At 67.3% G+C, this 24,667-nt stretch carries 27 protein-coding genes; 14 read left to right on the forward strand and 13 right to left on the reverse strand.

Annotated elements, in window-relative coordinates; translation table 11 throughout:
- Positions 1–121: 121 nt before the first annotated feature.
- Together AC5P65_RS17745 and purE are read right to left on the reverse strand one after the other, a co-directional pair.
- Complete coding sequence (locus AC5P65_RS17745; RefSeq protein WP_021203581.1) at positions 122–1,270, reverse strand: 5-(carboxyamino)imidazole ribonucleotide synthase; 1,149 nt, start codon at positions 1,268–1,270, stop codon at positions 122–124.
- Positions 1,267–1,770, reverse strand: a complete 504-nt coding sequence (purE, locus tag AC5P65_RS17750; RefSeq protein ID WP_005412808.1) for a 5-(carboxyamino)imidazole ribonucleotide mutase — start codon at positions 1,768–1,770, stop codon at positions 1,267–1,269. Before purE ends, AC5P65_RS17745 begins: the two co-directional genes overlap by 4 nt.
- A 58-nt stretch (positions 1,771–1,828) precedes the next feature.
- On the opposite strand from purE, the gene AC5P65_RS17755 reads away from it, so the two are divergent.
- The 4 genes from AC5P65_RS17755 to AC5P65_RS17770 all read left to right on the forward strand — a co-directional run bounded on the left by AC5P65_RS17755 (position 1,829) and on the right by AC5P65_RS17770 (position 4,532).
- On the forward strand, positions 1,829–2,098 hold the full coding sequence (locus AC5P65_RS17755; RefSeq protein ID WP_019659024.1) for a Trm112 family protein: 270 nt from the start codon (positions 1,829–1,831) through the stop codon (positions 2,096–2,098).
- Entirely contained in the window at positions 2,095–2,946 is an 852-nt protein-coding gene (gene nadC / locus AC5P65_RS17760; protein ID WP_021203580.1) for a carboxylating nicotinate-nucleotide diphosphorylase, read from the forward strand. Before AC5P65_RS17755 ends, nadC begins: the two co-directional genes overlap by 4 nt.
- Before the next feature lie 175 nt (positions 2,947–3,121).
- The gene (locus AC5P65_RS17765; RefSeq protein WP_188250425.1) at positions 3,122–4,123 is read left to right on the forward strand and encodes a DUF2272 domain-containing protein; all 1,002 of its coding nucleotides are present in this window, start codon (positions 3,122–3,124) and stop codon (positions 4,121–4,123) included.
- 67 nt (positions 4,124–4,190) lie between these two features.
- Positions 4,191–4,532 (forward strand): DUF3301 domain-containing protein, encoded by a 342-nt coding sequence (locus AC5P65_RS17770; RefSeq protein WP_031270284.1) that lies wholly within the window; start codon positions 4,191–4,193, stop codon positions 4,530–4,532.
- A 46-nt stretch (positions 4,533–4,578) separates the two neighbouring features.
- On the opposite strand, the gene AC5P65_RS17775 is transcribed toward AC5P65_RS17770, so the two are convergent.
- The 7 genes from AC5P65_RS17775 to AC5P65_RS17805 form a co-directional block, all read right to left on the reverse strand.
- Positions 4,579–5,031, reverse strand: coding sequence for a ClpXP protease specificity-enhancing factor (locus AC5P65_RS17775; protein ID WP_019659028.1), 453 nt, complete (start codon positions 5,029–5,031; stop codon positions 4,579–4,581).
- Positions 5,032–5,114: 83 nt separating this feature from the next.
- Positions 5,115–5,750, reverse strand: a complete 636-nt coding sequence (locus tag AC5P65_RS17780; protein WP_021203577.1) for a glutathione S-transferase N-terminal domain-containing protein — start codon at positions 5,748–5,750, stop codon at positions 5,115–5,117.
- Between the two features lie 134 nt (positions 5,751–5,884).
- A complete protein-coding gene (locus AC5P65_RS17785; RefSeq protein WP_058979545.1) occupies positions 5,885–6,634 on the reverse strand; it encodes a cytochrome c1 in 750 nt (249 codons plus the stop codon).
- On the reverse strand, positions 6,627–7,886 hold the full coding sequence (locus AC5P65_RS17790; protein ID WP_019659030.1) for a cytochrome b: 1,260 nt from the start codon (positions 7,884–7,886) through the stop codon (positions 6,627–6,629). The genes AC5P65_RS17785 and AC5P65_RS17790 overlap by 8 nt, the downstream gene beginning before the upstream one ends.
- Positions 7,886–8,506, reverse strand: coding sequence for a ubiquinol-cytochrome c reductase iron-sulfur subunit (gene petA, locus AC5P65_RS17795; protein ID WP_021203575.1), 621 nt, complete (start codon positions 8,504–8,506; stop codon positions 7,886–7,888). Before petA ends, AC5P65_RS17790 begins: the two co-directional genes overlap by 1 nt.
- A 184-nt stretch (positions 8,507–8,690) precedes the next feature.
- Complete coding sequence (locus AC5P65_RS17800) at positions 8,691–9,611, reverse strand: lytic transglycosylase domain-containing protein (protein ID WP_111102036.1); 921 nt, start codon at positions 9,609–9,611, stop codon at positions 8,691–8,693.
- 45 nt (positions 9,612–9,656) lie between these two features.
- Entirely contained in the window at positions 9,657–10,625 is a 969-nt protein-coding gene (locus AC5P65_RS17805; protein WP_111097899.1) for a helix-turn-helix transcriptional regulator, read from the reverse strand.
- An 80-nt stretch (positions 10,626–10,705) separates the two neighbouring features.
- Between AC5P65_RS17805 and AC5P65_RS17810 the strand changes: the two genes are divergently transcribed.
- Together AC5P65_RS17810 and miaB are read left to right on the forward strand one after the other, a co-directional pair.
- On the forward strand, positions 10,706–11,326 hold the full coding sequence (locus AC5P65_RS17810) for a glutathione S-transferase family protein (protein WP_457894519.1): 621 nt from the start codon (positions 10,706–10,708) through the stop codon (positions 11,324–11,326).
- A 208-nt stretch (positions 11,327–11,534) separates the two neighbouring features.
- Entirely contained in the window at positions 11,535–12,953 is a 1,419-nt protein-coding gene (miaB, locus tag AC5P65_RS17815) for a tRNA (N6-isopentenyl adenosine(37)-C2)-methylthiotransferase MiaB (protein ID WP_111097897.1), read from the forward strand.
- Between the two features lie 73 nt (positions 12,954–13,026).
- Here miaB and AC5P65_RS17820 read toward each other — a convergent pair whose 3' ends face one another.
- From AC5P65_RS17820 to AC5P65_RS17830, 3 genes are read right to left on the reverse strand one after another with little or no spacing between them, the layout of a single operon-like run.
- Positions 13,027–14,139, reverse strand: coding sequence for an ABC transporter permease (locus AC5P65_RS17820; protein ID WP_134734916.1), 1,113 nt, complete (start codon positions 14,137–14,139; stop codon positions 13,027–13,029).
- Positions 14,136–15,059, reverse strand: coding sequence for an ABC transporter ATP-binding protein (locus AC5P65_RS17825; protein WP_111097895.1), 924 nt, complete (start codon positions 15,057–15,059; stop codon positions 14,136–14,138). Before AC5P65_RS17825 ends, AC5P65_RS17820 begins: the two co-directional genes overlap by 4 nt.
- Positions 15,060–15,079: 20 nt before the next feature.
- The gene (locus tag AC5P65_RS17830; RefSeq protein ID WP_495215781.1) at positions 15,080–16,039 is read right to left on the reverse strand and encodes an HlyD family secretion protein; all 960 of its coding nucleotides are present in this window, start codon (positions 16,037–16,039) and stop codon (positions 15,080–15,082) included.
- Between the two features lie 441 nt (positions 16,040–16,480).
- Here AC5P65_RS17830 and AC5P65_RS17835 point away from each other — a divergent pair, with 441 nt between their 5' ends.
- From AC5P65_RS17835 to AC5P65_RS17870, 8 genes are all read left to right on the forward strand, one after another.
- The gene (locus tag AC5P65_RS17835; protein WP_019659038.1) at positions 16,481–17,467 is read left to right on the forward strand and encodes a PhoH family protein; all 987 of its coding nucleotides are present in this window, start codon (positions 16,481–16,483) and stop codon (positions 17,465–17,467) included.
- Positions 17,464–17,949: an rRNA maturation RNase YbeY gene (ybeY, locus tag AC5P65_RS17840; RefSeq protein ID WP_019659039.1), complete on the forward strand. Its 486-nt coding sequence runs from the start codon at positions 17,464–17,466 to the stop codon at positions 17,947–17,949. Before AC5P65_RS17835 ends, ybeY begins: the two co-directional genes overlap by 4 nt.
- 173 nt (positions 17,950–18,122) lie before the next feature.
- The gene (locus AC5P65_RS17845) at positions 18,123–18,602 is read left to right on the forward strand and encodes a hypothetical protein (protein WP_495215782.1); all 480 of its coding nucleotides are present in this window, start codon (positions 18,123–18,125) and stop codon (positions 18,600–18,602) included.
- A 78-nt stretch (positions 18,603–18,680) separates the two neighbouring features.
- Positions 18,681–19,289: a hypothetical protein gene (locus AC5P65_RS17850; protein WP_111102039.1), complete on the forward strand. Its 609-nt coding sequence runs from the start codon at positions 18,681–18,683 to the stop codon at positions 19,287–19,289.
- Positions 19,289–19,876: a hypothetical protein gene (locus AC5P65_RS17855; RefSeq protein ID WP_021203565.1), complete on the forward strand. Its 588-nt coding sequence runs from the start codon at positions 19,289–19,291 to the stop codon at positions 19,874–19,876. The genes AC5P65_RS17850 and AC5P65_RS17855 overlap by 1 nt, the downstream gene beginning before the upstream one ends.
- 64 nt (positions 19,877–19,940) lie before the next feature.
- Positions 19,941–20,822, forward strand: coding sequence for a CorC family transporter (locus AC5P65_RS17860; RefSeq protein WP_019659043.1), 882 nt, complete (start codon positions 19,941–19,943; stop codon positions 20,820–20,822).
- A complete protein-coding gene (locus tag AC5P65_RS17865; RefSeq protein WP_021203564.1) occupies positions 20,819–22,069 on the forward strand; it encodes a lipoprotein N-acyltransferase Lnb domain-containing protein in 1,251 nt (416 codons plus the stop codon). Before AC5P65_RS17860 ends, AC5P65_RS17865 begins: the two co-directional genes overlap by 4 nt.
- Before the next feature lie 6 nt (positions 22,070–22,075).
- Complete coding sequence (locus tag AC5P65_RS17870; RefSeq protein WP_019659045.1) at positions 22,076–23,098, forward strand: magnesium and cobalt transport protein CorA; 1,023 nt, start codon at positions 22,076–22,078, stop codon at positions 23,096–23,098.
- Between the two features lie 167 nt (positions 23,099–23,265).
- On the opposite strand, the gene AC5P65_RS17875 is transcribed toward AC5P65_RS17870, so the two are convergent.
- On the reverse strand, positions 23,266–24,630 hold the full coding sequence (locus tag AC5P65_RS17875; protein ID WP_188250427.1) for an NAD-dependent succinate-semialdehyde dehydrogenase: 1,365 nt from the start codon (positions 24,628–24,630) through the stop codon (positions 23,266–23,268).
- Positions 24,631–24,667: the final 37 nt, after the last annotated feature.

Genomic DNA, 24,667 nt, shown 5'->3' on the forward strand with positions numbered 1-24,667 from the left:
GTGACTCCTGTGAAAGGAGCTCCACGCTACCACCGGCAATGGTGCGCCGATGCCTGCACCGGCGCGCCACACCGTTGCAGGCATACAAGGTTGTGCCGGCCATTGGCCGGCACGCCCGGGCTCAGCGATTGCGCAGCGCGTGTACCGCCGGCGCCACCTGGGCCTGGCGGTCCAGTTCCAGGCCGACCTGATCCAGCGCATCGGCCAATGCAGCGGCATCATCGTCGCGCAACGTGGCGTGGCCGACCTTGCGGCCCTCGCGCGGTTCCTTCCCGTAGTCGTGCCAGTGGCCGCTGGCCTGGGCCAGTACCGGTGCCGGGTCGGGCATCACGCCCAGCCAGTTCAGCATGCAGGCGTGACCCAGCATGCGGGTGCTGCCCAGCGGCAGGCCCAGCACGGCGCGCAGGTGATTCTCGAACTGCGAGGTTTCGCTGCCTTCGATGGTCCAGTGGCCGGAGTTGTGCACGCGCGGCGCCATCTCGTTGGCCAGCAGTTCGCCATCGCGGCAGAACAGCTCCAGCGCGAACACGCCGACGTACTGCAGGTGCTCGGCAACGCGGCGGGCATAGCCGATCGCGGCCTGCTGCTCGGTGTCGGACAACACGGCCGGGGCCACGCTGGCCGACAGCACGCCGTCGACATGCCAGTTGCCGGTGACCGGCCAGGCCTCGAAGCTGCCATCGCGGCCACGCACGGCAACCACGCTGACTTCGCGCTGGAAGGCCACGAAGCCTTCCAGGATCAGGCCGGTACGCTCGACCTGTGCACCCAGCGCATCCCACGCGGCATCGATGTCGGCCTCGCTGCGCAGGCGGAACTGGCCCTTGCCGTCATAGCCGAGGCGACGGGTCTTGAGGATGCACGGCAGGCCGAATTCGGCGGCCTTGGCGGCCAGTTCGTCGCGGCTGCGGATATCGGCGAAGGCCGGCAGCGGAATGCCCAGCTGCTGGAACAGGGTCTTCTCGCTGAGACGGTCCTGTGCGACAGCCAGCGCCGACGGCGGCGGGTAGACCGGCACGCGGTCGGCCAGCCACTGCGCACTGTCGGCCGGCACATTCTCGAAATCGAAGGTGACCACATCGACCTTGGCAGCGAAGTCCGCCAGGGCCTGGCGGTCATCGAAGGCGCCCACGGTGAGCGGCGCCAGCGGGCCGCTGCAGGCATCAGCGGCCGGGTCATACAGTTCGAAGCGCAGCCCCAGCGGCGCACCGGCCAGGACCATCATGCGGGCGAGCTGGCCGCCGCCCAGGATGCCGACGGTCAGGCTCATTGGCGCGGATCGTCGTGGGCCATCACGTCTTCGGTCTGGCGTGCACGGAAGGCATCGAGCGCCTGGCCGATCGCCGGCTGGTCGCTGGCCAGCATCGCAGCGGCGAACAGCGCGGCGTTGGAGGCGCCGGCGTTGCCGATGGCAAAGGTGGCGACCGGGATACCGGCCGGCATCTGCACGATCGACAGCAGCGAATCCATGCCGTTGAGGGCCTTGGACTGCACCGGCACACCCAGCACCGGCACGGCGGTCTTGGCCGCGATCATGCCCGGCAGGTGCGCGGCCCCGCCTGCACCGGCGATGATGGCCCGCAGGCCACGCGGGCCCGCCTGCTCGGCGTAACTGAACAACACATCCGGCGTCCGATGCGCGGACACCACCTTCACTTCGAACGGAACACCCAGGGCTTCAAGCTTCTGGGCGGCGTGCTGCATGGTTTCCCAGTCGGAACGGGAACCCATGACGATGCCGACAAGCGGCGCGATCGGGTTGGGGGTCATTGGCCGTCACCTGCCTTAAAGACGTATTCTAGCCATCTTCCACGCAAGACGAAGAACCATGGATCGCAAGCTGCTCGACCTGCTGGTGTCGCCGGACACCCGCCAGCCCCTGTCCCTGCTGGATGGCAAGGGCCTGGAAGCCCTCAACAAGGCCATTTCCGCCGGCGCGGTGACCAAGGCCGATGGCAACCCGCTGGCGCAGCCGCTGCGCGAGGCACTGGTCACCCGCGACCGCAAGCAGGTCTTCCGCGTGGACGATGGCATTCCGGTGCTGCTGGCCGAGGAAGCCATTCCCACCGCCCAGATCGCCGACTTCCCGGCCGCATGAGCGCGCTGCCGACGCCGGACGCGGCCGTTGTCGCCGCCGATGTCGCGCGTGCGCTGGCCGAGGACCTGGGCAGCGGCGACGTCACCGCTGCGCTGCTGCCCGACCAGGCCGACAGCGCTTACCTGCTCTGCAAGCAGGACGGAGTGATCGCCGGTCGCCCCTGGTTCGACGCCACCCACCGCGCACTCGACCCGGAGGTGCGCATCGAATGGCGTGTCTCCGAAGGTGACCCGGTCACTGCCGGCACCGTGCTGGCCCTGCTGCACGGGCGCAGCCGCAGTCTGGTCAGTGCCGAGCGCACCTCTCTGAATTTCCTGCAGACGCTGTCCGGCACCGCCACCACCACCGCCCGCTACGTAGCGGCAGTGGCCGGTACCGGCACGCGCATCCTCGACACCCGCAAGACCCTGCCCGGCCTGCGCCTGGCGCAGAAGTACGCGGTGCGCTGCGGCGGTGGCGAGAACCACCGCTTCGGCCTGTACGACACGGTGATGCTGAAGGAGAACCATATCCGTGCCGCCGGTTCGCTGGCCGCAGCGGTGGCCGCCGCACGCCGGCAGTGGCCTGCGCTGCCGCTGGTGGTGGAGGTCGAAGACCTGGCGCAGCTGCGCCAGGCGTTGGAAGCCGGGTGCGAACGCATCCTGCTGGACGACTTCAGCCCCGACCTGCGTCGCGAAGCCGTACGCATCACGGCCGGCCGCATTCCACTGGAAGTCTCCGGCAGCGTCGGCCTGGGCGGCCTGCGCTCGATCGCCGAAGACGGCGTGGACTGCATCTCCATCGGCGGGCTGACCAAGCATGTGCAGGCCATCGATCTGTCGCTGAAGCTGGGCCCGCCGCCGGCTTGAGGCCTGCGGGACGTTGTCGAGCCTACGCTCGGCTGCTTCTCGATCTGCGGCGCGCCCTGCACCCGCTTTGCGCGATGAGCCGAGCGTGGGCTCGGCTCTGCACGACCGGAACGCCTTCACGGCTCGGCTACGGCCGCCTCTGCGACGCTGCCGGCATCCCCCACAGGAGCCGTGCATGCGCCGGATGCTCTTGCCTGCCTGCCTGCTGCTGGCCGCGGCACCGTTGTCCGCAGCGGCCGCCGAAGCCTGCGATGTTCCGCCCCGCTTTGGCCTGAGTCCGTTGGCGGTGGCCATCCGCAACACCGCCTGCAATGAGCACCGGCTCTGGTACCGGCCCTTCATCGATCGTGAAGGCCGTGCCGCCAGCCTCAGCGTCACCGAGGCCGAAAGCGATCACCTGGCCGACAACGGACTGATCGCCTGGCAGCGCGTGGCTGGCTACTGGCGAAACAGCGGCACGCTCAACGCGATGGGCAGCATCGCCGGCGCCAGCAGCTGCCTGGCACCGCTGGGCACGCGCTACACCGACAGTGACTGCCGCGCGTTCCTGATCGACAACCCGTGGTCGGCCGCGTTCATCTCCTGGGTAATGGTGCAGTCCGGCGTTCCCGGCTTCAATACCTCGCCTCGCCACATCGACTACATCCGTGCCGCATACCAGGGCGGCCCCTCGGGCGTGCCGTACCGGCTGGTCGACCCGGCCACGGCCAAACCCGCGCCGGGCGACCTGCTGTGCTTCCTGCGCGACCGCAGCGCCACGCTCAGCTACAGCGGGCTGGTGCAGGCGCTGGGCAACGGCTCGGTGGGCCACTGGAAGTCGCATTGCGAAGTGGTGGTGGCCGCCAACCTGGGGGGCGACCAGACCCTGTACCTGGTCGGTGGCAACGTGATGAACACCGTAGCGATGCGGCTGCTGCCGCTGGACCGCACCGGGCTGATCAAGCTGCCACCGGCGCGCGAACGCAACAGCACCGGCATCGACCCGAGCTGCACGCCAGGGCGCGAGGACGAATGCAGCTTCAACCGCCAGGACTGGGCAGCCCTGCTGCAGCTGACTGCAACCTCACCGCTGGTGATGCCCTCGCCCACTGCGACGCCGATGCAGCCCACTCCGGCACCGCAACCGATCATCGTGCCCGCGCAGCCGGTGTCCAGCGAACCGCAGCCGCGGCGGTGAGTGCAGCGCTTGATCCAGCGCGCGTTCGCCGCCATCTTTGCGGGATCGACCTCTGACGGCTGACGCCATGCCTACACTGCTGCTGTTGCTGATTGCCGGCGGAATCATCTACTTCTTCTGGAACGCGGCACGCTCGGCCGCAGAGCGCGCCGTTGAATTGGGCCGCAATGCCTGCCGCGCAGCTGATGTGCAATGGCTGGACCAGGCGGTGCACGCCACCGGCCTGCGCCTGTCGCGGGGCGAGGATGGCCGGCTTGGGTTCGAGCGCACCTTCAAGTTCGAGTATTCCTACGATGGCATCGATCGCCACGTGGGTCGCATGGTGCTGCGTGGCGACCAGTTGATCTCGTTCACCGGCCCCGGCGCGGCGCGGATCAGCCAGATCCGGCCGGATGCGGAGGATGTGTAAGGGCTGAAGGCGTGCCGACCAACGGTCGGCACCCACCGTTACCTGGTTACTTGACCACGCGCAGGTTCGGCCGCCCCTTCGGCGGCGGGCTGGCTGGCGGCGTATCGTCCGGCGGCGTGCCTTCCTCGTGCAGCAGTTCGTCGCTGGTCGGCGCGGTTTCGCTGCCCGGGATATCATCCGGCAGCGCCATGCCCTGCCCGGTCTCGCGGGCATAGACCGCCAGCACGGCGCTGATCGGCACCTGCACCGGGTAGCTGGTACCGGAGAAGCGCGCCGAGAAGCTCACCATCTCGTTGTCGATCATCAGCCGTACGACGGCACGTTCGGCGATGTTGAGCACGACCCGGCCATCCTTGACCGCCGAAGGCGGCACCTGCACGCCGGGAACGCCGGCGTCGACCAGGATGTGCGGGGTCAGCTGGTTGTCGTTGATCCATTCCACCAGCGCCCGCAGCAGGTACGGGCGGTGGCTGGTCATGTGGAAGAAGTCTTCGGTCATGCGTGAAGTGTACGCGCCCGGCGCCCCGCCGGGGCGGATCGCCTGCACGCCGGTCGGCGTGCAGACGGGTAACGCGGGCCGGATCAGGCCGGCAGGTCGCGCAGCTTCTTTTCCTGCTCGGTCAGGCTGCGGACGAAACCGGGGTGGCGGAAGATGCGGTTACCGTAGTCCTCAATCGCCTTGCCATCCTTCGGAAGTGGCACATCCAGCGATTGCAGCCGCCAGATGATCGGGGCCATGGCGCAGTCGGCCAGGCTCATTTCCGGGTTGAGGAAGAACTTGCTGGCCTTGAACAGCGGAAGCGAGGCGGTCAGCAGTTCCTTCAGGCGCTTGCGCCCGGCCTCGGCCTGGGTCTTGTTGCCCAGCTGGATGGCCTGCACCTGTGGCACCCAGTCGTGCTCGATGCGCAGCATCGCCAGGCGGATGCGCGCACGCGACAGCGGATCGACCGGCATCAGCGGCGGATGCGGGTAGCGCTCGTCCAGGTACTCGCTCACCACCGACGCGGCGTAGAGCACCAGCTCGCGCTCCACCAGGGTCGGCACCGAGTGGTACGGATTGAGATCGATCAGGTCTTCGGGCGGGTTCTGCGGATCGACCGGAACGAAGTCGAAGGTGACGCCCTTGGCCGCCAGGACCAGGCGCACCCGGTGGCACAGCACATCGTCGTTCGAGGAAAACAGCGTCAGTGTATTGCGCATGCGTACGCTCGCCGCCATCAAAGGCTCTCCCACGACAGGAGACCGCCTGCCGCATCGGCGCCGCCGGCACCGTGCCGACGGTCGACTCCTCCCCGAGTGTGCAACCGACCATCACAAAAGCCAATAGGCCCGTGCGATGGCCGGCGGCCGAATCAGTGGACGTCCTTCCAGTATTCCTTCTTCAGCAGGTACAGCAGGAAGGTCAGCAGGGCCAGGAACAGGATCACCCACACGCCCAGCTGCTGGCGCTTGAGCGCGGCCGGCTCGCCGGCGTATTCGAGGAAATTGGTGATGTCCCGCACGGCCTGGTCGTACTGTCCGGCATCCACCGATCCCGGCGTTTCAATCTTCAGGCCGGTCACCGGCGGGTCCATGCCGGGGCCTTCGGCCTTGCCATGCACGGCGTGCTGCAGGCCCTGCATCTCCCACAGCGGGTTCGGCATGGAGGCGTTGGCGAACAGCGCGTTGTTCCAGCCCAGCGGCCGGCTGCTGTCCAGATAGAACGACTTGAGGTAGGTGTAGACCCAGTCGCTGCCGCGCACGCGCGCGATCAGGCTGAGATCCGGCGGCATCTTGCCGAACCACTTCTCCGCGTTCTCCTTGGGCATCGCCACCGGGATCGGGTCGCCGATCGCCGAGCCGGTGAAGTTGAGGTTGTTCATCACCTCTTCCTCGGTCAGGCCCAGGTCCTGCGCCATCCGCGAATAGCGCAGGTACTTCAGCGCATGGCAGCCGGAGCAGTAGTTCATGTACAACTGTGCGCCGCGCTGCAGCGAGGCGCGGTCACCCAGATCGTTGCCTGCCTGCAGCAGCTTGGTGCCGCCCTCGGCGGCGGAGGCCAGGAAACTGCCCAGCATCAGGGTGGCCGCCAGGGCCAGCCGGACCATCCAGCGCTCAGTCATGCGTGGTCACCCTCTCCGGTACCGGCTTGGTCTTGTCCAGCCTTGTCCATAGCGGCATGGTGATGAAGAAGGCGAAGTACAGGAAGGTCAGCACCCGCCCGATGTAGGTTTCATGCACGTCGGTGCCCGGGCCGGAGCCGATCACGCCCAGCCACACGAAGCACACCGCCAGCACGCCCAGCATCACCCTCGAGATCCAGCCGCGGTAGCGCACCGATTTCACCTTCGCCTTGTCCAGCCACGGCACCAGGAACAGGATCGCGATGGCCGAGAACATCACCAGCACGCCACCGAGCTTGTTCGGCACCACGCGCAACATCGCGTAGTACGGCGTGTAGTACCAGACCGGCTTGATGTGCTCCGGGGTGACCAGGCGGTTGGCCTCGGTGAAGTTGTCGTGCTCCAGGAACAGGCCGCCGAAACCAGGCGCGAAGAAGATGATGAAGGCGGCGATGATCAGCAGGAAGCCGGCGCCTACACCATCCTTGAGCGTGTAGTACGGGTGGAACGGAATACCGTCGGCCGGAGCGTTCGGCGACCAGCGGTTGCCCTTCGGCCCCTTCTTGATCTCCACGCCATCGGGGTTGTTCGAACCCACTTCGTGCAGCGCGCCCAGGTGCAGTACCACCAGCAGCAACAGCACCAGCGGCAAGGCGATGACATGCAGCGCGAAGAAGCGGTTGAGCGTGGCGTCACTGGGCAGGTAATCGCCCATGATCCACTCGGTCAGGCCGTTGCCGATCACCGGAATGGCACCGAACAGCGAGATGATCACCTTGGCGCCCCAGAACGACATCTGGCCCCACGGCAGCACGTAGCCCATGAAGGCTTCGGCCATCAACACCAGGTAGATCAGCATGCCGAGGATCCACACCAGCTCTCGTGGCTTCTGGTAACTGCCGTAGAGCAGGCCACGGAACATGTGCAGGTAGACCACGATGAAGAACAGCGAGGCACCCGTGGAGTGCATGTAGCGGATCAGCCAGCCCCACTCCACGTCCCGCATGATGTACTCGATGGAGCCGAACGCCTCGGCGGCGCTGGTCTTGTAGTGCATCGTCAGGAAGATGCCGGTGACGATCTGGTTGACCAGCACCAGCAGCGCCAGCGAACCGAAGTAGTACCAGATGTTGAAGTTCTTCGGCGCGTAGTACTCGCTCACATGCTTGCGATAGACCGGCATCAGGCCCGGCGCGCGGGCATTGACCCAGTCGGCCACGCCGCTGGCGGTACGGCTGAGGATATTGGCCATCAGGCAGCCCCCTGCGGATCGACACCGATGATGATGGTGTTGTCGTCCTGGTAATGGTGCGCGGGCACCTTCAGGTTGATCGGCGCCGGCACGTCCTTGAAGACGCGTCCGGACATGTCGAAGCGCGACTTGTGGCAGGGGCAGAAGTAGCCGCCCTTCCACTGCGGGTCGTAGGGCTCAGGCCGGATTTCGGCGACCATTTCCGGCGAGCAGCCCAGGTGCGTGCACAGGCCGACCAGTACGGAGATGTCCGGCTTGATCGAGCGCAGTTCGGGGTTCTGCTTCAGCACGTAGTCCGGCTGCTGGTCCTTCTCGCCGGACTCGGGGTCCTTGAGACGGCCGTCCAGCCCATGCAGCGCATCGAGGATGGCCTTGGACCGCTTGACGATCCAGATCGGCTGGCCACGCCATTCCACGATCAGGCGTTGGCCTTCCTGCAGGGCGCTGATATCGGCCACCACCGGTGCGCCGGCAAGCTTGGCGCGGGCACTGGGGTTCCAGGATCTGATGAAAGGAACGGCGGTGAATCCGACGCCGACGGCGCCCACCACGGCTGTGGTGGCAGAAAGAAAACGCCGACGTCCGGTGTTGACTGGATCGTGTACCCCATCGTTGGCCATCCGGCACTCCGATATTGATTAGGTAGCTTTAAGGCTGCCAGCGGATCCGGTGGGGGCCAGAGCCGCATTGAATCGCGGTCGAGTGTAGCGGAACCGTCGCGCGCCACACAACGCTCTTTGCAAGGAGTGCCGACTGACAGTCGGCACCCACCTGTTCAAGGGAGTGCCGACCAACGGTCGGCACCTACTGGTGACTCAGGGCGGTGCGGTAACGCTCGGCCAGCTGCCCGACCCGGCGCACGTAGTACTGCGTCTCGCTGTAGGGCGGCACGCCACCGTGGCGGTCGACCGCGCCCTCGCCGGCGTTGTAGCCGGCCGCAGCCAGGGTCAGGTCGCCATTGAAGCGCTTCAGCAACCACGCAAGATACTGCACGCCACCGCGGATGTTCTGCCCGGCATCATAGGAATCGCTGACCCCGAAGCGGGCCGCGGTCGGCGGCATCAGCTGCATCAGGCCCTGCGCGCCGGCGCGGCTGAGCGCGGTCGGGTTGTAGGCCGACTCGGCGTGGATGATGGCGCGCACCACGGCTTCTTCGACGCCGAACTCGCGTGCGGCCGAGGTGATCTCGGTCTGGAACGCGGTGGTGTTCAAGCGCACCGAACCGAAGTCCACGCGTGGGTTGACGCCACAGGCATAACAGCGCTCCATGAAACTGTAGCGGATGGTACGCACCGGGCCGAGGTTGGCGACCTGGGTTGGCCGCGCACTGGTGTAGTGGCGCACCCCATCCTTCATGAAGGAATAGACCTGGCCGCTGACAATCCGCCCGGCCCGCGAGGCCGTCGGTGCCGCAGCAGGCGCGGGGGCAGCAGGCGTCGACGCGACCGCAGTGGGCGCAGCGGCGCTGGCCGCCACGGCGACCGGATTGCGTTCGATGCTGGCCACCGTGGTCGGCGCAGGCTTCGGCGCGACCACCACAGGGCGCGGTGCCGGCCGGGTATCGCGGCTGTAACTGATGCTGCTGCAGCGCGCGCCGGCCACTCGCTTGCTCACGTAGCTGGTGACCCCGTCGGCGCCCTGGCACTTGTACAGGGTGCCGGCGCTGGCCGGCGCAGCGGTCAGCGCAGCGATGATGATCGCCGTTGTCCCCAGTATCCCCTTCATGCCGCGAGTGTCCCAGCTTCGCCGGGGCTTGCCAAGCGACGTGGCTCAGCCTGTGACCGGCGGCACAGCCAGCACCTGGCCCAATCCGGCCAAACGCTGTGCCAGCTCATCGCGCAGGCCCGGCGGTGTGGTCCACAACGCCACCGGCACCCGGTCCAGGCTGAGGATCTGCGCCAGCATCATGCCGCGGCTCTCGGCGCCCATGCGCAACAGGCAATGGCCGGTACCATCAGCCTCCAGCACACCACACCACGGTGGGATGCGACCTTCCAGCTCGGTGCGGCTGCCGGCCAGGCGGACGATGGCCTGCAGTGCGAACGGCGCCTGGCTGACCGCCTGCCGCACCATCACGTCCGGAGGGGCTGGCGTGCGCCGGTGCAGGCCCGGCTCGGAGCACTCACGTACGGCCCCCATGCGGTCCACGCGCAGAGTGCGCCAGTCCTGCCGCCCCAGGTCCCAGGCAAGCAGATACCAGCGCCGCCCGTAATTGACCAGGTGCTGGGCCTCGACCTCGCGCTGGGTGACCGCGTCCTGCGCACTGCGGTATTCGAAGGCCAGCCGCGACGCCTGCCGACAGTGCTGGGCCAGCCGTCCGAGCAGGCGTGCGTCGGTGGACGGAAGGTCGGACAGGGTGGCCGTCGCCGCATGCACCTCCCCGGCCTGCCGGCGGCGGCGGGTCGGCACCAGCGGGTCGAGCTTGGACAACAGGCCCCGCGCAGTGTCGTCGATGCCGGCGACGGTCGCAGACGCGGCACGCAGGGCGATGGCCAGGGTGGTTGCCTCCTCCTCGTCCAGCAGCATCGGCAATACCGGCGCCCCCGCCCCGAGCTGGTAGCCGCCGCCCACCCCTGACGAGGCGTGGACCGGGTAGCCCAGCTCGCGCAGGCGCTCGATATCGCGGCGGATGCTGCGCCGGTCCACGCCCATGCGCTCTGCCAGCTCAGCCCCGGACCACTGGCGGCGGGCCTGCAGCAGGGCGATCAGGCGCAGCAGTCGATGGGCGGTATGGCGCATGAAGAATCGAGGACAGAAGTCGTCCGCAATAGTGCCCCAGGATGGCTTCCAGTTCACCACCCACCGCAAGGAGCAATGCCATGACCTCACGCCAGATCACCCTGTACCACGCCGCCCGATCCCGCTCGAGCGGCGCCGTGGCTCTGCTCGAAGCGCTGGGTGCCGACTACCGCATGCAGGTGCTGGACCTGAAAGCCGGCGCCAACCTGGCTCCGGCCTATCTGGCCATCAACCCGATGGGCAAGGTGCCGGCCATCGTCCACAACGGCGCACTGGTGACCGAGCAGGTCGCCATTTATCTGTACCTGGCCGACCTGTATCCGGAAGCCGGGCTGGCACCGCCGATCGGCGACGCCCTGCGCGGGCCCTACCTTCGCTGGATGGTCTTCTACGGCGCCTGCTTCGAGCCAGCGATGATCGACAAGGCGATGCGCCGCGAGCCACCGCCGCGCCTGATGTCACCGTACAACGATGCGGACACCGTGCTGCAGGTGGTCGAGGCCCAGCTGGCACAGGGTCCCTACCTGCTCGGCGGGACGATGAGTGCCGCCGATGTGCTGTGGGGCAATGCGCTGGCCTGGACCACGGCCTTCGGCCTGGTGCAGCCTGCGCCGGCCACGGCTGATTACATTGCGCGGATGAGCGCGATGACCGCCTTCGACCGTTCGCGGCAGATCGATGCGGAGCTGGCAGCGGCATAAGCAGCGCCGGAGCAGCGCCGGCCGGCTTTCCTTGTAGAGCCGAGCCCACGCTCGGCTGCTCCTCCGCCTTGCACAAGGCAGCCGAGCGTGGGCTCGGCTCTACAGTGATGACCACGCCGGGCTTGGGCTTGGCCGCATGAACGCGGCGGCTGGCGCGGGATGCGGGTAGAATTGCCCGCTTTCCCGCCACCCGAATGGATTAAGCGCCATGACCGGGACGCCAGACGTCTTTCCGCCCGTCACGCCGGGCGGTACCCCGCTCGTTGCCCTGCCCGCTGGTCCGCGCAAGCCTGACCAGGTCAAGGGCAAGCTGTACATCAAGACCCACGGTTGCCAGATGAACGAGTACGACTCGGCCAAGATGGCCGACGTACTTGCCGCCAGCGATGGCCTGGAACTGACCGACAGCCCGGACGACGCCGACGTCATCCTGGTCAACACCTGCTCCATCCGCGAGAAGGCGCAGGAGAAGGTGTTCAGCCAGCTGGGCGTGTGGAAGGGCCTGAAGAACAAGGGCCGCGAGGTCATCATCGGCGTGGGCGGCTGCGTGGCCTCGCAGGAAGGCGAGGCGATCATCAAGCGCGCGCCGTTCGTTGACCTGGTGTTCGGCCCGCAGACCCTGCACCGCCTGCCGGAACTGATCCGCGCACGCCGCGAGCAGAAGCGCCCGCAGGTGGACATCAGCTTCCCCGAGATCGAGAAGTTCGACCGCCTGCCCGAGCCGCGCGCCGAAGGTCCCTCGGCATTCGTGTCGATCATGGAAGGCTGTTCCAAATACTGCTCGTTCTGCGTGGTGCCCTACACCCGCGGCACCGAAGTCAGCCGCCCGTTCGAGGACGTGGTGGTGGAAGTGGCGCAGCTGGCCGCACAGGGCGTGCGCGAGATCAACCTGCTCGGCCAGAACGTCAATGCCTACCGAGGGCCTTATGGGGACGGCGAATTCGCCGACCTTGGCCTGCTGATCCGTACCATCGCCGAGATCGACGGCGTCGGCCGCATCCGCTTCACCACCTCGCATCCGCTGGAGTTCAGCGATTCGCTGATCGATGCGTTCCGCGACGTGCCGCAGCTGGCCAACTTCCTGCACCTGCCGGTGCAGGCCGGCAGCGACCGCGTGTTGTCGGCGATGAAGCGTGGTTACACCGCACTGGAATTCAAGTCGAAGATCCGCAAGCTGCGCGCGGTGCGCCCGGACATCTCGATCAGCTCGGACTTCATTGTCGGCTTCCCCGGCGAGACCGATGCCGACTTCGAGAAGACCATGAAGCTGATCGAGGACATCGGCTTCGACCACAGCTTCTCCTTCATCTATTCGCGCCGCCCGGGCACGCCAGCGGCCGATCTGGAGGACACGATCAGCGATGCCGAGAAGCACGCTCGCCTGTCGCGGCTGCAGGAGCGCATCAATGCGCACGCCGCCAGCATCTCGGAGAAGATGGTCGGTACCGTGCAGACCGTGCTGGTGGAAGGGCCGTCGCGCAAGAATCCGAACGAACTGACCGGCAAGACCGAGAACATGCGTTCGGTGAATTTCCCGGCGCCTGCGCGGTTGATCGGCCAGTTCGTGGATGTGCTGATCACCGAAGCGCTTACAAACTCGCTGCGTGGGCGCGTGGTGGCGGAATAAGGTGTGCCGACCAACGGTCGGCACCTACCGGAAATGATGCCGGCCAGCGGCCGGCACTACCGAATGACGGGCCTCAATCCAGGCGCTTGCGGAAACGCAGGATCGCCAGCGTCATCATCACCACGATGAAGGCCAGCAGCGCCAGCGCGTCGTGCCACAGCTCCCATAGGGAGGCGCCGCGCAGCATGATGCCGCGCACCAGGCGCAGGAAGTGGGTCAGCGGCAGCACCTCGGCCAGCCACTGCACCGGCCGCGGCATGCCGGCGAACGGGAACATGAAACCCGACAGCAGGATCGACGGCAGGAACAGGAACAGCGTCATCTGCATCGCCTGGAACTGCGAACGCGCGCGCGTGGAGATCAGCAGGCCCAGCGCCAGGTTGGCCAGCACCAGCAGCACCGCGGCCAGGTAGATGTCCAGCAGGCTGCCGCGGATCGGCACCTGGAACAGCCAGGTACCCAGCGCCAGCACCAGGGTGGTCTGCAGCAGGCCGATCGCTGCATAGGGCAGCACCTTGCCGACCATCAGTTCGCTGCGCGATACCGGCGTGGCGATCAGCAGTTCCATGTTGCCGCGCTCGCGCTCGCGCACCACCGCCACCGCCGTGAACATCACCAGGGTCATGGTCAGGATCACCCCGATAAGGCCGGGCACGATGTTCACCGCCGAACGCCGTTGCGGGTTGTAGAAACTGGTCACGCTGACCTGGCCACTGGCAATGCTGCCTTCGCGCAGCGGCCGCGTATTGCTGGTCGGGCGCGTATCCATTGGCACCTGCGCCAGCTGGATCGCCGCACTCTGCACCACGGTGTCGCTGCCATCGACCAGCACCTGTACCGCTTCGCGTCCATCGAAGCGGCGACGCTCGAAGTCGGCCGGCACCACGATGCCGACGCTGATCTCGCCGCGGCGCAGTGCCTGCATCAGCTGGTCCGGCGTGTAGGCCTCGCTGCGCGGCGTGATCACCCCGGTAGCGACCATGTCCTGCACCAGCGCGCGAGAGGCGGCGCTGTTGGCCTGGTCGGCGATACCCGCATCGAGGTGGCGCAGGTTGAGGTTGATCGCATACCCGAACAGCAGCAGCTGCATCACCGGAATGCCGACGATCATCGCCAGCGTGATGCGGTCGCGGCGCAGCTGCCGCAGCTCCTTGAGCACGATCGCCCACAGCCGGCGCAGGTTCATGCCGCCGGCTCCCGGCCACGGCCGCGGGTGGCGGCGACGAACACGTCTTCCAGGTTCGGCGCTACGGTTTCGATATGCGCTTGCGGGTCGGCGCTGGCCAGCGCGCGCCGCAGCACTGCGACATCCGCTACGCCCTCATTGCACAGCACGCGCAGATGGGTGCCGATCTGCGCCACGCTCAGCACGCCGGGCAGCTCGGCCAGCACGCGGCTGGCCTGGCGTGGCTGCGATGACGTGACCTGCAGCGTGCGGCCGTCCAGCTGCGCACACAGTTCGGCCGGCGTGCCATCGGCGACCAGCGCGCCACGATCAAGAATAGCCAGCCGGTGGCAGCGCTCGGCTTCGTCCATGTAGTGGGTCGAGACCAGCACGGTGGTACCGGCGTCGGCAAGTTCAAACAGGGCCTCCCAGAAGTCGCGGCGTGACTCCGGGTCGACCGCGCTGGTCGGCTCGTCCAGGAACAGCAGTTCGGGCGAATGCACCACGGCGCCGGCCAGGGCCAGGCGCTGCTTCTGCCCGCCGCTGAGCGTACCGGCCAGCTGCGGCTGCCGGTCCTGCAACCGGTACTGCTGCAGCAGCGCATCGACCCGTTGCCGGGCCTGGTTGCGCGGCAGGCCCTGGATGGCGGCGAGGAATTCCAGGTTCTCGCGTACCGATAGGTCTTCGTACAGCGAGAAGCGCTGGGTCATGTAGCCGATGCGCCGGCGCAGTGCTTCGGCCTGCTCGGGAACCGCCAGGCCCAGCACCTCGATCTGCCCCGCACTGGGTTCCAGCAGGCCGCACAGCATGCGGATGGTGGTCGACTTGCCCGACCCGTTCGGGCCCAGGAAACCATAGACCTGGCCACGGGGCACGGTCAGGTCGACCTTGTCCACGGCCAGCAGATCGCCGAAGCGGCGGGTCAGGCCCTGCGCATGCACTGCGATGTCCGCACCGGTGTTCAGAAGCGCACCTGCACCGGCAGTCCGGCCGGAAGCTTCTGCATGTCGCTGGCTGCATCCACTTCGATCTCGGCGAGGTAGCTCAGGCGCTCGACGTCATCGCCGGTCAGTGCGTAGTACGGGGTGAAAGAAGGCTCGCTGCGAATCGCGCGCACATGGCCCTTCAGTACGGTGGTGCCCCCTCCCTCCAGCTGTATCTGTGCCGGCTGACCGACCTTGACCTGCAGGCGCAGCGGCTGCGGCAGGTAGACGCGCGCATAGGGGCGCTCGCCGACCAGCATCACCGCCAGCGGCGCCCCGATCGGTGCCTGGTCACCCTGCCGGTAGGGCAAGGCATCGATCACGCCATCGCGCGGTGCGCGCAGCTGCAGCTTCTGCAGGTTGACGCCCTGCACCACCTGCTGCGCCTGTGCGGCGTCGGCGGCCGCCTGGCCCTGAGCGATGTCCTGCGCGCGACTGCCGTGCACCCGTTCCAGCCAGGCCTGCTCGGCGGCACGCACGCTGGCCGCGGCATTGCCGGCGGCTGCCCGTGCACGGTCCAGCTCGGCGGCGGCGATCAGGCGCTGGCGTGCCAATGGTTGCACGCGCCGATAGTAGGCAGTGGCTTCAGCAGACTGCGCGCGCAACGCGGCCAGTTGTGCCTGGGCCTGTGCGATCTGTTCCTGCCGCGGGCCGAGCTTCAGCTCTTCCAGCTGGGCCTGCGCGCGCGCCGTGTCGGCCTGCGCCACCGCGAACTGCGCGTCGCCGCGGGCGGGGTCGAGCTGCATCAGCACGGCCCCGGCCTTGACCCGCTGGCCCTCGCGCACCTCCAACGTGGCGATCACCTCGGCCGCCGGCGCGGGCACCGTGATCCGGTCCCACTCCAGTGTGCCCAGCGCCGTTGGCGTTGACTGCCCACAGCCTGCCAGCAGGCCGATGGCCGCCAGCCCGAGTCCACGCATCCCGTTGCCGATGCCCATACCATCCCCTCCTGCGACGGCGACACGGTGCCAGCTGCCCCGTGCACCCTCAATGATTCCGATCAGCCCTGACGGTTTTTTCGCCACGTACGGGCGAGCCTTTTGCTGCAAGGCTCCTCTCCACCTATCCACAGCTTGATTCAGCATCATTCCACAGCTGGTGTGGAGAACCGAACGGGGGCGGCCGTACTGGGTGCCTGGCAGCGGAAGATGCGCTGCCGTCACAGGAGCCGGCCGGCTGTGACGGTTTTTTCACCACCGCCTCATACGCCTTGTGGCACAAGCACTGCGAAGGCCTATCCACAGGTTTTCGCGCCCCCCGTCCACACCGGGTGTGGAAAACCGCGTATCGGCCCGCTGCTGGCCGCATGCCCGGTACGCGCGTAACCTTGTCATCCCAAGTCCATCGCGGTGGACGGCGAACCCGCCCCACCCCAAGCAATGAAAAGCATCGATCATCGAGACTTCACCCTGTCGCCGGAAGACAACGAGCGATTGGCCAACCTGTGCGGCCCCTTCGACGGGCACCTGCGCCAGATCGAGCTGAAGCTCGGCGTGGAGATCGCAAACCGTGGCTTCGTGTTCCGCATCAGCGGGCCCAATGAAGCCATCGTGGAGGCGCAGAAGCTGGTTGAAGCGCTGTACGCCGAAGCCGGCGAGACCGTCTTTGACAACCACGCCATCCATCTGCGCCTGGCGCAGGCCAATGTCGAGCAGATCGCCGAACGCTCCTACGAAGCGCAGGAGGTCGCGATCAAGGTCAAGCGCGGTACGGTACGTGGCCGTGGCGCCAATCAGTCCCGCTACCTGCACCAGATCGCCACCCACGACATCAACTTCGGCATCGGCCCGGCCGGTACCGGCAAGACCTTCCTGGCCGTGGCCAGCGCGGTCGAAGCACTGAACGAATCGCGGGTGCAGCGCCTGATCCTGGTGCGCCCCGCGGTGGAAGCCGGCGAGAAGCTGGGCTTCCTTCCAGGCGACCTGAGCCAGAAGGTCGATCCCTACCTGCGACCGTTGTACGACGCCCTGTACGAGATGATGGGCGTGGAGAAGGTGGTCAAGCTGCTGGAGAAGAACGTCATCGAGATCGCGCCGCTGGCCTACATGCGCGGCCGCACGCTCAACGATGCATTCGTGATCCTGGACGAAGCACAGAACACCACCATCGAACAGATGAAGATGTTCCTGACCCGCCTGGGCTACGGCTCCACCGCGGTGGTCACCGGTGACCTGACCCAGACCGACCTGCCCAAGCACGTGAAATCCGGTCTGCGCGACGCCATCGATGTGCTGCGTGAAGTCGAGGGCGTCAGCTTCACCTTCTTCGAATCCCGCGACGTGGTCCGCCACCCGCTGGTCGCGCGCATCGTCAGCGCCTACGACCGCCGCGACCTGCATCAGATCCAGCCTGGAGCGACGCCATGACCCGTGGTCCCGTGCGACTGGACGTCGCCGTCAGTTATGCCCTGCCGCGTGCCGGCCTGCCGGCGGCCGTGAGCTTTCGCAAGTGGGTGGCGGCTGCGTTGAAGGGCCGCATCCGCGAGGCCGATCTGGCCATCCGCGTGGTCGATGCCAAGGAAGGCCAGTCGCTGAACCGCCATTACCGTGGCAAGGACTACGCCACCAACGTGCTCAGCTTCCCGGCCGAAGTGCCCGAAGGCCTGCCCAAGGGCGTCAAGTTTCCACTGCTCGGCGACCTGGTGATCTGCGCACCGGTGGTGGCCCGCGAAGCCGACGAACAGGGCAAGGCGCTCAACGCCCATTACGCGCACCTGACCGTGCACGGCGTGCTGCACCTGCTTGGCTGGGACCACGAGGACGACAAGGAAGCCGAGGCGATGGAACAGCTGGAGCGCGACATCCTGGCCGAGCTCGGCATCGCCGATCCCTACGCCGGCGAGCGCTGACGACCACACACACCGGGTTCATCACGGAGGACAACCCCATCGCGCTGTTACCCGCACTCATCGCCGCTCTTCTGCAGGTAACCACTGCCCCGGGCATCGACCCCGACCGGGAACGACCGTCGCCGTTCCCGGCCAGCGACAGCGCGGCCGACATTGCCGCCAAAGTCGCCGAGGTGCAGGCCTTCTTTGACGTCAGCCAACAGACGGCCCGCCAGGCGGTCGCCGAGGCGCAGCAGCACGCATTGATGGAACGCTTGAGGGCGCGCCACGCGGCACGCCTGGCCGGCATGTGGGTGGACAATGCGACGGGTTGGACCGTCGTCGTGCGATTGACTGGCCCAGCCTCCGAGGCGGATGAGACCCATCCAGGGGCGGACGGCCCGCAACGCGTGCGCTATATCATCGGCGCTTCAATGACCGAAGCGGAGATGCAGCGCCGTCTTCAGGCGCAGCAGGGCTGGTTCATCCCGCAGCTGCCCGGTCTGACCGGCTATGGCCTGGACGTCATGACCGGTGAACTGGAGCTGGAACTCCGGGATACCGCTGGCGCGCGCGCAACGGCGGCGACCGTGCGCGACCACCTGCAGGCGCTGCTGGGCTACCCGGTCAGGCTGCGCTGGTACCCAGCGGCATCGCAGCGCCGATCGCCCTGACCCAGCCGGGCTGCAGGTGCCGGTCCGCGCGCTGCGCAATTGTTTGCCGCCTGGCATGGCGGCACAAGGAAACCAAGGATGACCTCGGGAAACAGCTTCACGGCGATTGCAATGAGTGCGGGCCTGTTCGCAGGCCTGCTGGTGCTGGGCGCGTACACCGTGCGCCGCATCAGCGCCCGCGACCCCAGCGGCAGGCAGTGGCTGCTGCGCAGCCTGGCCCTGCTCTCGCCCTTGTGCCTGCTGGCCGGGCTGGCGACCGGCATGATCGGCCCACACCTCACGGGTAGAGCAGAACCCGTCCACCTGCCCGGGCTGTGGGAAACGTCGATGGTGCTGGTACTGGTCGGTGCCTTGACCCTGCCGGTGCTGTGGCGAACGCTGCTGCAGCAGCGGCTTGGCAGGCCGGTCAACGCGCTTCCGTTCTTCCATGCCAGCCGCACCTCGTTGCTGGTGCTGTTCGTGCTGGCCGTGATCTACGTGAAAGTGGCCAGGACAGCCGCATCGGAAATGTTGCCCTGGCTGACCAGCCCGGGCCTGTGGCCGGCGGTGGTGCGCATCGCGGGGCAATCGATGCAGATCACCATGCTCGCGGTCGTGTTTACCCTCTCACTGATGGTCGTGCGGCGGGCGATGACCGGTTTCCTGCGCCTTCTCATCGGGCTGTTCAGGCGCTCACCGGAGCTATGATGGGTGCCCTTCGCCTGCGGAAACCGCCCGTGTCACTGCGCTGCTGCCTGCCCCTGCTGTGTGCCCTTGCGGTCCCATCCGCCTTCGCTTCCAGCGTCGACCTGCCGGCCCTGATCGAATGCCGCCAGGGCGTGGCCGAGCAGGCCGCGCTGGCGCCGCTGCTGGCCGATCCGCTGAAGGCCGTGGCCCAGGGCCTGCAGCCGCTGCCGCAGGGCAACCAGTTCATGAGCGAGTTCCGGCTGGCCAGCCCGATCACCGTCTTCGGCCAACAGACCGATCGGGTGGCGGTGGCCGGCGCCAGCGTCATGGCCGTCCTCGACCAGGCCGACCCACGCCCGCTGGCCAAACGGCTGGAATTGGAGACCGGCTACGACCAGGACGGCAAGTTCATGGCCGGCCGCGAGCTGGTCAGCCGCGACGTGACCGACCCGAAGACCGGCGAGGCCCAGATCGAGTCGATCATCCTCAGCGTCTCCACCGTGGCCTCCCACCCGGGCAAGACCCTGGCCGGCTGCACCTATAGCCTGGACCTGCCCGAGGAGGAGCCGGCCGCGGCCGCCCCAGCCCCGGCCACCGGCAGTCACTGACAGGCCGTCACATCCTGCTAGACTTGGGTCAACGCCCGGCCTGCCGGGTGCCTTTTTTCCAGAGATGTCAGAAGACGACAGTAGTAGCTCCCCTGCGGAGCACAGTGAAAAGAAGCGCGGCTGGCTTGAACGCCTGACCTCCGCCTTCTCCGGCGAACCCCATACCCGCGACGAGCTGGTCGCTGTCCTGCACACCGCGCAGGAAGAAGGCCTGATCGCCGCCGATACCCTGAAGATGATGGAAGGCGCCATTTCGGTGGCCGAGCTGACCGTGGGCGACGTGATGATCTCGCGCTCGCAGATGGTCTCGCTGCCGGTTGAAGCGCCCTTCCTGGAACTGATGAAGCAGGTGGTCGAATCCGGCCATTCACGCTTCCCGGTACACGGCGAGAACAAGGACGACATCCTTGGCATCCTGCTGGCCAAGGACCTGCTGCGCGGCGTGGTCGCCGACAACGGCCCGGCCAACGTACGCGAGCTGCTGCGCCCGGCAGTGCTGATTCCGGAGGCGAAGAAGCTCAACGTGCTGCTGAAGGAGTTCCGCCTGTCGCGCAACCACATGGCCATCGTGGTCGACGAGTACGGCGGTGTCGCCGGCCTGGTCACCATCGAGGACGTGCTGGAACAGATCGTCGGCGAGATCGACGACGAGCATGACGAGGCCGAGGACCCGTCGGCGCAGATCGCCATCCAGTCCGACGGACAGTACGTGGTCGACGCGCTGACCCCGATCGGCGACTTCAACGAGCGTTTCGGCGCAATGTTCTCCGACGAGGATTACGACACGATCGGTGGCCTGGTCACCGAGGCCGTGGGCCATCTGCCGGAAGTCGGCGATGAGCTGGCACTGGACCGCTTCATGTTCCGCGTGGCCCGCGCCGATGCGCGCCGGGTACAGGCCTTCCACGTGACCGTGCTGCCGCCGGACGCGCAGGACGACGCTTGAAGCGCCGCGGCCTGATCCTCATGGTGTGGCTGACACTCTACGTGTTGGCCATGGCCCTGCCGCTGGCCGCCTTCGCGCAGCCGGCGCCGGCCACACCTGCCGTGCCCGCGGCCAGCGCTGAAGCCCCTGCTCCGCGCATCGGCGTGGTGACCATGCAGCCGGGCACGGTGTTCTTCGAACGCTTCGGTCATGACGCCATCGTGGTGGTCGATCCGCTCAGCGGCGACGCAACCTCGTACAACTTCGGCTACTTCGACCCCTCCGAGGACGATTTCATCAGCCGCTTCGCACGTGGCGACATGATGTATTACCTGGTGGCGCTGCCGCTGCAGCAGGACCTGTCGTACTACGACGAGACCGGCCGCGGTGCCAGCGTGCAATGGCTGGACCTGCGCCCGGACCAGGCGCGTGCGCTGGCCGCTGACCTGGCCGAGCGGGCCAAGCCGGAAAACGCGCGCTACCACTACGACTATTACACCGCCAATTGCGCCACGATGGTGCGCGACACCCTCGACAAGGCGTTGGGTGGTGGCCTGCAGTCGCAGCTGTCGGGGCGCTCGCGTGGCAACACCTATCGCAGTGAATCGGTCCGTCTGGCCTCGCCGGCACCCTGGATGTGGCTGGGCTTCGATGTGGGCCTGGGGCCGTTCGCCGACCAGCCGCTGTCGCGCTGGCAGGAAGCGTTCGTCCCGATGCGCCTGGCCGATGCCCTGCGCCAGGCACGCAACAGCGATGGCCGGCCGCTGGTGCAGTCCGAACAGGAACTGTTGCCGCACCGCATCGATCCGGAGCCGAAGGAGTTCGCACGCCGCTGGTGGCCGTGGCTGCTGTGCGGCCTGGTGATCGCCGCTGGCGTGCTGGCGCTGCGCAACCGCCCGCGCCTGCTGGCCGGGCTGGCACTGCCGTTCTGGCTGCTGTGCGCTCTGTTGGGTGGCGTGCTGGTGTTCCTGTGGGGCTTCAGCATCCACTACGCCGCGTGGGCAAACCGCAACCTGCTGCTGCTTTCGCCGCTGGCCGTGCTGCTGCTGCCCGGTGCGATCGCGCTGCTGCGCCGGCGCCTGCCGGGACGCATGTTCAGCATCATGTTGTGGCTGCTGGCGGTACAGGCGGTGGCCGCACTGGTGCTGCACTGGCTGAGCCTGCAGGCCCAGTACAACGTGCAGTGGATCGTGCTGCTGCTGCCGGTGCACGCGGCCCTGGCGTGGGTGCTGGGGCGCCGTCCTCACTTGTCCGAAACACGGCCCTGACGCACGATGGCGGGCATGTCATTGCCCGCCTCCGCTTCCGCCCCGGCTTCGGCCAACCCTACCTGCGTCATCAACTGCGTCCACTACGATGACGAGGGCAAACGCCACGACATCAGCCTGGACGCCATCAGCGATGTCATCGCCAGTGGCAATGGCTTCGTGTGGGTCGGCCTGTACGATCCCAACGACGATGTGCTGCTGAAACTGCAGGAAGAATTCTGCCTGCACGACCTGGCCATCGAAGACGCGCGCAACGCACACCAGCGGCCCAAGGTCGAGACCTACGGCAATTCGCTGTTCGTGGTGGTGACCACCGCGCAGATGGTCGACGAGCGCATCCAGTATGGCGAAACCCATGCCTTCCTCGGCCCGCGCTTCCTGGTGACGGTGCGCCACGGCGCCTCGCTGTCCTACGCGCCAGTGCGCGCACGCGTCGAGCGCGAGCCGCAGCTGCTGAAAATGGGCCCGTCGTACTGCCTGTATGCGGTGACCGACTTCGTGGTCGACAACTACCTGCCGATCGTGCACCGCTTCCGCGATACCCTGGACCTGCTGGAGAAGGACATCTTCGCCGAGAATTACAAGCGCAGCACCGTGGTGCGCCTGTACGAGCTCAAGCGCGAACTGAACAAGATGCGCATGGCAGTGGCGCCACTGCAGGACGTGCTTGCGCAGCTGCGCCGCTACCAGGGCGAACTGATCCCGGACGAAGTGAAGCTGTACGTGCGTGACGTGCATGACCATGCGGTGCGCATCAGCGATGTGATCGACACCCTGCGTGAGATGCTGGGCACCGCGCTGAGCGTGAACCTTTCGCTGGTGACACTGGCGCAGGGCGAGACGGTCAAGCGGCTGGGTGCGTGGGCCGCACTCTTGGCGGCGCCGACGCTGATCACCAGCTGGTACGGCATGAACTTCAGCCACATGCCGGAGCTGAGCCAACCGTGGGCCTACCCACTGATGATCGTTGGCGTGGGCGGCGTCTGCGTAGGGCTGTACCGGCTGTTCAAGCGCGCGAAGTGGTTGTAGCGCGTATCGACCAACGGTCGATACCCACCATGCACGGGGGGCGTCGATACCCCGCAATCCGGTAGGCCCCGACCGTTGGTGGTGGCACATGACCCGCTTCTGGTAGTGCCGGCCGCTGGCCGGCAATCAGGGCAATGCGGGCCAGCGACCGGCACTACCGCTCAGGATCAAGCCACGTAGACGGTCTTGATGTTCATGAACTCATGGATGCCATGGTCAGCCAGCTCCCGACCAAAGCCTGACTGCTTGCTGCCGCCGAACGGCAGCCGCGCGTCGCTCTTGACGATGGCGTTGACGAACGCCGCACCGCATTCCATGCGCTGCGCGAAGCGCTCGCCGCGTACCGGATCGCCGGTCCACACGCTGCCGCCCAGGCCGAAGCGGGTGTCGTTGGCCACGCGCAGTGCCTCGGCCTCATCCTTGACCCGGATCACCGCAGCCACCGGCCCGAACAGCTCCTCGTCATACGCCGGCATGCCCGGGCCGACCTGGTCGAGCACCGTGGCCGGATAGCCGGCATGGGTGCCGGCTATCGGCTCACCACCGATCAGCACCTGCGCGCCCTTGGCCACGCTGGCCTGCACCTGCTTGTGCAGTTCGTCACGCAGGTCGGCGCGAGCCATCGGTGCCAGCGTGGTGCCAGGCTTATCGGGATCGCCGTACTGGCGCTCGCCCGCCGCCTCCACAAAGCGACGGGTGAACTCATCGGCCACCGCCTCGACCACGATGAAGCGCTTGGCCGCGATGCAGGTCTGGCCGCTGTTGTCGAAGCGCGACTTCACCGCTGCGGCCACGGTCTTGTCGAGGTCGGCATCGTCGAGCACCACGAAGGCATCGCTGCCACCCAGCTCCATCACCGACTTCTTCAGCTGGCTGCCGGCATTGGAGGCGATCGAGCGCCCTGCCCGCTCGCTGCCGGTCAGCGTCACCGCCTTCACCCGTGCGTCGCGCAGCACGTCGGCGGCCTGGTCGTTGTCGATGTGCAGCACGTCGAACACGCCATCAGGCAGGCCGCCGTCACGGCACACCGCCAGGATCAGGTCGGCGCACTGCGGCACGTTGCTGGCGTGCTTGAGCAGGGCGACGTTGCCAGCCATGAACGCCGGGGCGAGGAAACGGAACACCTGCCAGATCGGGAAATTCCACGGCATCACCGCGAACACGCAGCCGATCGGCTCGTAGCGCACGTAGCTGCGCTGGGCTTCGGTATCGATCAGCTGCGGCTTGAGGTAGTCGGCCGCGTGGTCGGCGTAGTACTCGCAGGCCGCCGCGCACTTGTCGACCTCGGCCAGCGCCTCGGCCTTGAGCTTGCCCATCTCGTGGGTCATCGCCTGCTGCAGGTCGTCGCGGCGCGTGCGCAGCTGAGCCGCGATCTGGCGCAGGATCGCGCCGCGTTCCTGCAGTGAACGCTCGGCCCAGCCGGGGAAGGCATCGGCGGCGGCCTGCAGGCGCTGCTCGATGTCGGCAGCGCCCATCAGTTCATGGCGGTAGGTCACCTGGCCGGTGGCCGGGTCGACGATCTCGACGGTCATGGGGGATCTCCATCTGGAAGACCCCCATTGTGCGCCG

Source organism: Stenotrophomonas sp. YJH_SMC_48-3 (genome assembly GCF_059369375.1).

Excerpts from the sequence above, each read along its gene's own strand:
- AC5P65_RS17820 (WP_134734916.1), bottom strand. The coding sequence starts at position 14,139 with ATGAACCTGCGCCGGCTGTGGGCGATCGTGCTCAAGGAGCTGCGGCAG.
- AC5P65_RS17805 (WP_111097899.1), bottom strand. The coding sequence starts at position 10,625 with ATGCGCCATACCGCCCATCGACTGCTGCGCCTGATCGCCCTGCTGCAG.
- AC5P65_RS17860 (WP_019659043.1), top strand. The coding sequence starts at position 19,941 with ATGTCAGAAGACGACAGTAGTAGCTCCCCTGCGGAGCACAGTGAAAAG.
- AC5P65_RS17875 (WP_188250427.1), bottom strand. The coding sequence starts at position 24,630 with ATGACCGTCGAGATCGTCGACCCGGCCACCGGCCAGGTGACCTACCGC.
- purE (WP_005412808.1), bottom strand. The coding sequence starts at position 1,770 with ATGACCCCCAACCCGATCGCGCCGCTTGTCGGCATCGTCATGGGTTCC.
- petA (WP_021203575.1), bottom strand. The coding sequence starts at position 8,506 with ATGGCCAACGATGGGGTACACGATCCAGTCAACACCGGACGTCGGCGT.
- AC5P65_RS17775 (WP_019659028.1), bottom strand. The coding sequence starts at position 5,031 with ATGACCGAAGACTTCTTCCACATGACCAGCCACCGCCCGTACCTGCTG.
- AC5P65_RS17810 (WP_457894519.1), top strand. The coding sequence starts at position 10,706 with ATGACCTCACGCCAGATCACCCTGTACCACGCCGCCCGATCCCGCTCG.
- AC5P65_RS17780 (WP_021203577.1), bottom strand. The coding sequence starts at position 5,750 with ATGGCGGCGAGCGTACGCATGCGCAATACACTGACGCTGTTTTCCTCG.
- AC5P65_RS17855 (WP_021203565.1), top strand. The coding sequence starts at position 19,289 with ATGGGTGCCCTTCGCCTGCGGAAACCGCCCGTGTCACTGCGCTGCTGC.
- AC5P65_RS17800 (WP_111102036.1), bottom strand. The coding sequence starts at position 9,611 with ATGAAGGGGATACTGGGGACAACGGCGATCATCATCGCTGCGCTGACC.
- AC5P65_RS17835 (WP_019659038.1), top strand. The coding sequence starts at position 16,481 with ATGAAAAGCATCGATCATCGAGACTTCACCCTGTCGCCGGAAGACAAC.
- AC5P65_RS17785 (WP_058979545.1), bottom strand. The coding sequence starts at position 6,634 with ATGACTGAGCGCTGGATGGTCCGGCTGGCCCTGGCGGCCACCCTGATG.
- AC5P65_RS17770 (WP_031270284.1), top strand. The coding sequence starts at position 4,191 with ATGCCTACACTGCTGCTGTTGCTGATTGCCGGCGGAATCATCTACTTC.
- AC5P65_RS17850 (WP_111102039.1), top strand. The coding sequence starts at position 18,681 with ATGACCTCGGGAAACAGCTTCACGGCGATTGCAATGAGTGCGGGCCTG.
- AC5P65_RS17745 (WP_021203581.1), bottom strand. The coding sequence starts at position 1,270 with ATGAGCCTGACCGTCGGCATCCTGGGCGGCGGCCAGCTCGCCCGCATG.
- AC5P65_RS17830 (WP_495215781.1), bottom strand. The coding sequence starts at position 16,039 with ATGGGCATCGGCAACGGGATGCGTGGACTCGGGCTGGCGGCCATCGGC.
- nadC (WP_021203580.1), top strand. The coding sequence starts at position 2,095 with ATGAGCGCGCTGCCGACGCCGGACGCGGCCGTTGTCGCCGCCGATGTC.
- AC5P65_RS17755 (WP_019659024.1), top strand. The coding sequence starts at position 1,829 with ATGGATCGCAAGCTGCTCGACCTGCTGGTGTCGCCGGACACCCGCCAG.
- ybeY (WP_019659039.1), top strand. The coding sequence starts at position 17,464 with ATGACCCGTGGTCCCGTGCGACTGGACGTCGCCGTCAGTTATGCCCTG.
- AC5P65_RS17790 (WP_019659030.1), bottom strand. The coding sequence starts at position 7,886 with ATGGCCAATATCCTCAGCCGTACCGCCAGCGGCGTGGCCGACTGGGTC.
- miaB (WP_111097897.1), top strand. The coding sequence starts at position 11,535 with ATGACCGGGACGCCAGACGTCTTTCCGCCCGTCACGCCGGGCGGTACC.
- AC5P65_RS17765 (WP_188250425.1), top strand. The coding sequence starts at position 3,122 with ATGCGCCGGATGCTCTTGCCTGCCTGCCTGCTGCTGGCCGCGGCACCG.
- AC5P65_RS17870 (WP_019659045.1), top strand. The coding sequence starts at position 22,076 with ATGGCGGGCATGTCATTGCCCGCCTCCGCTTCCGCCCCGGCTTCGGCC.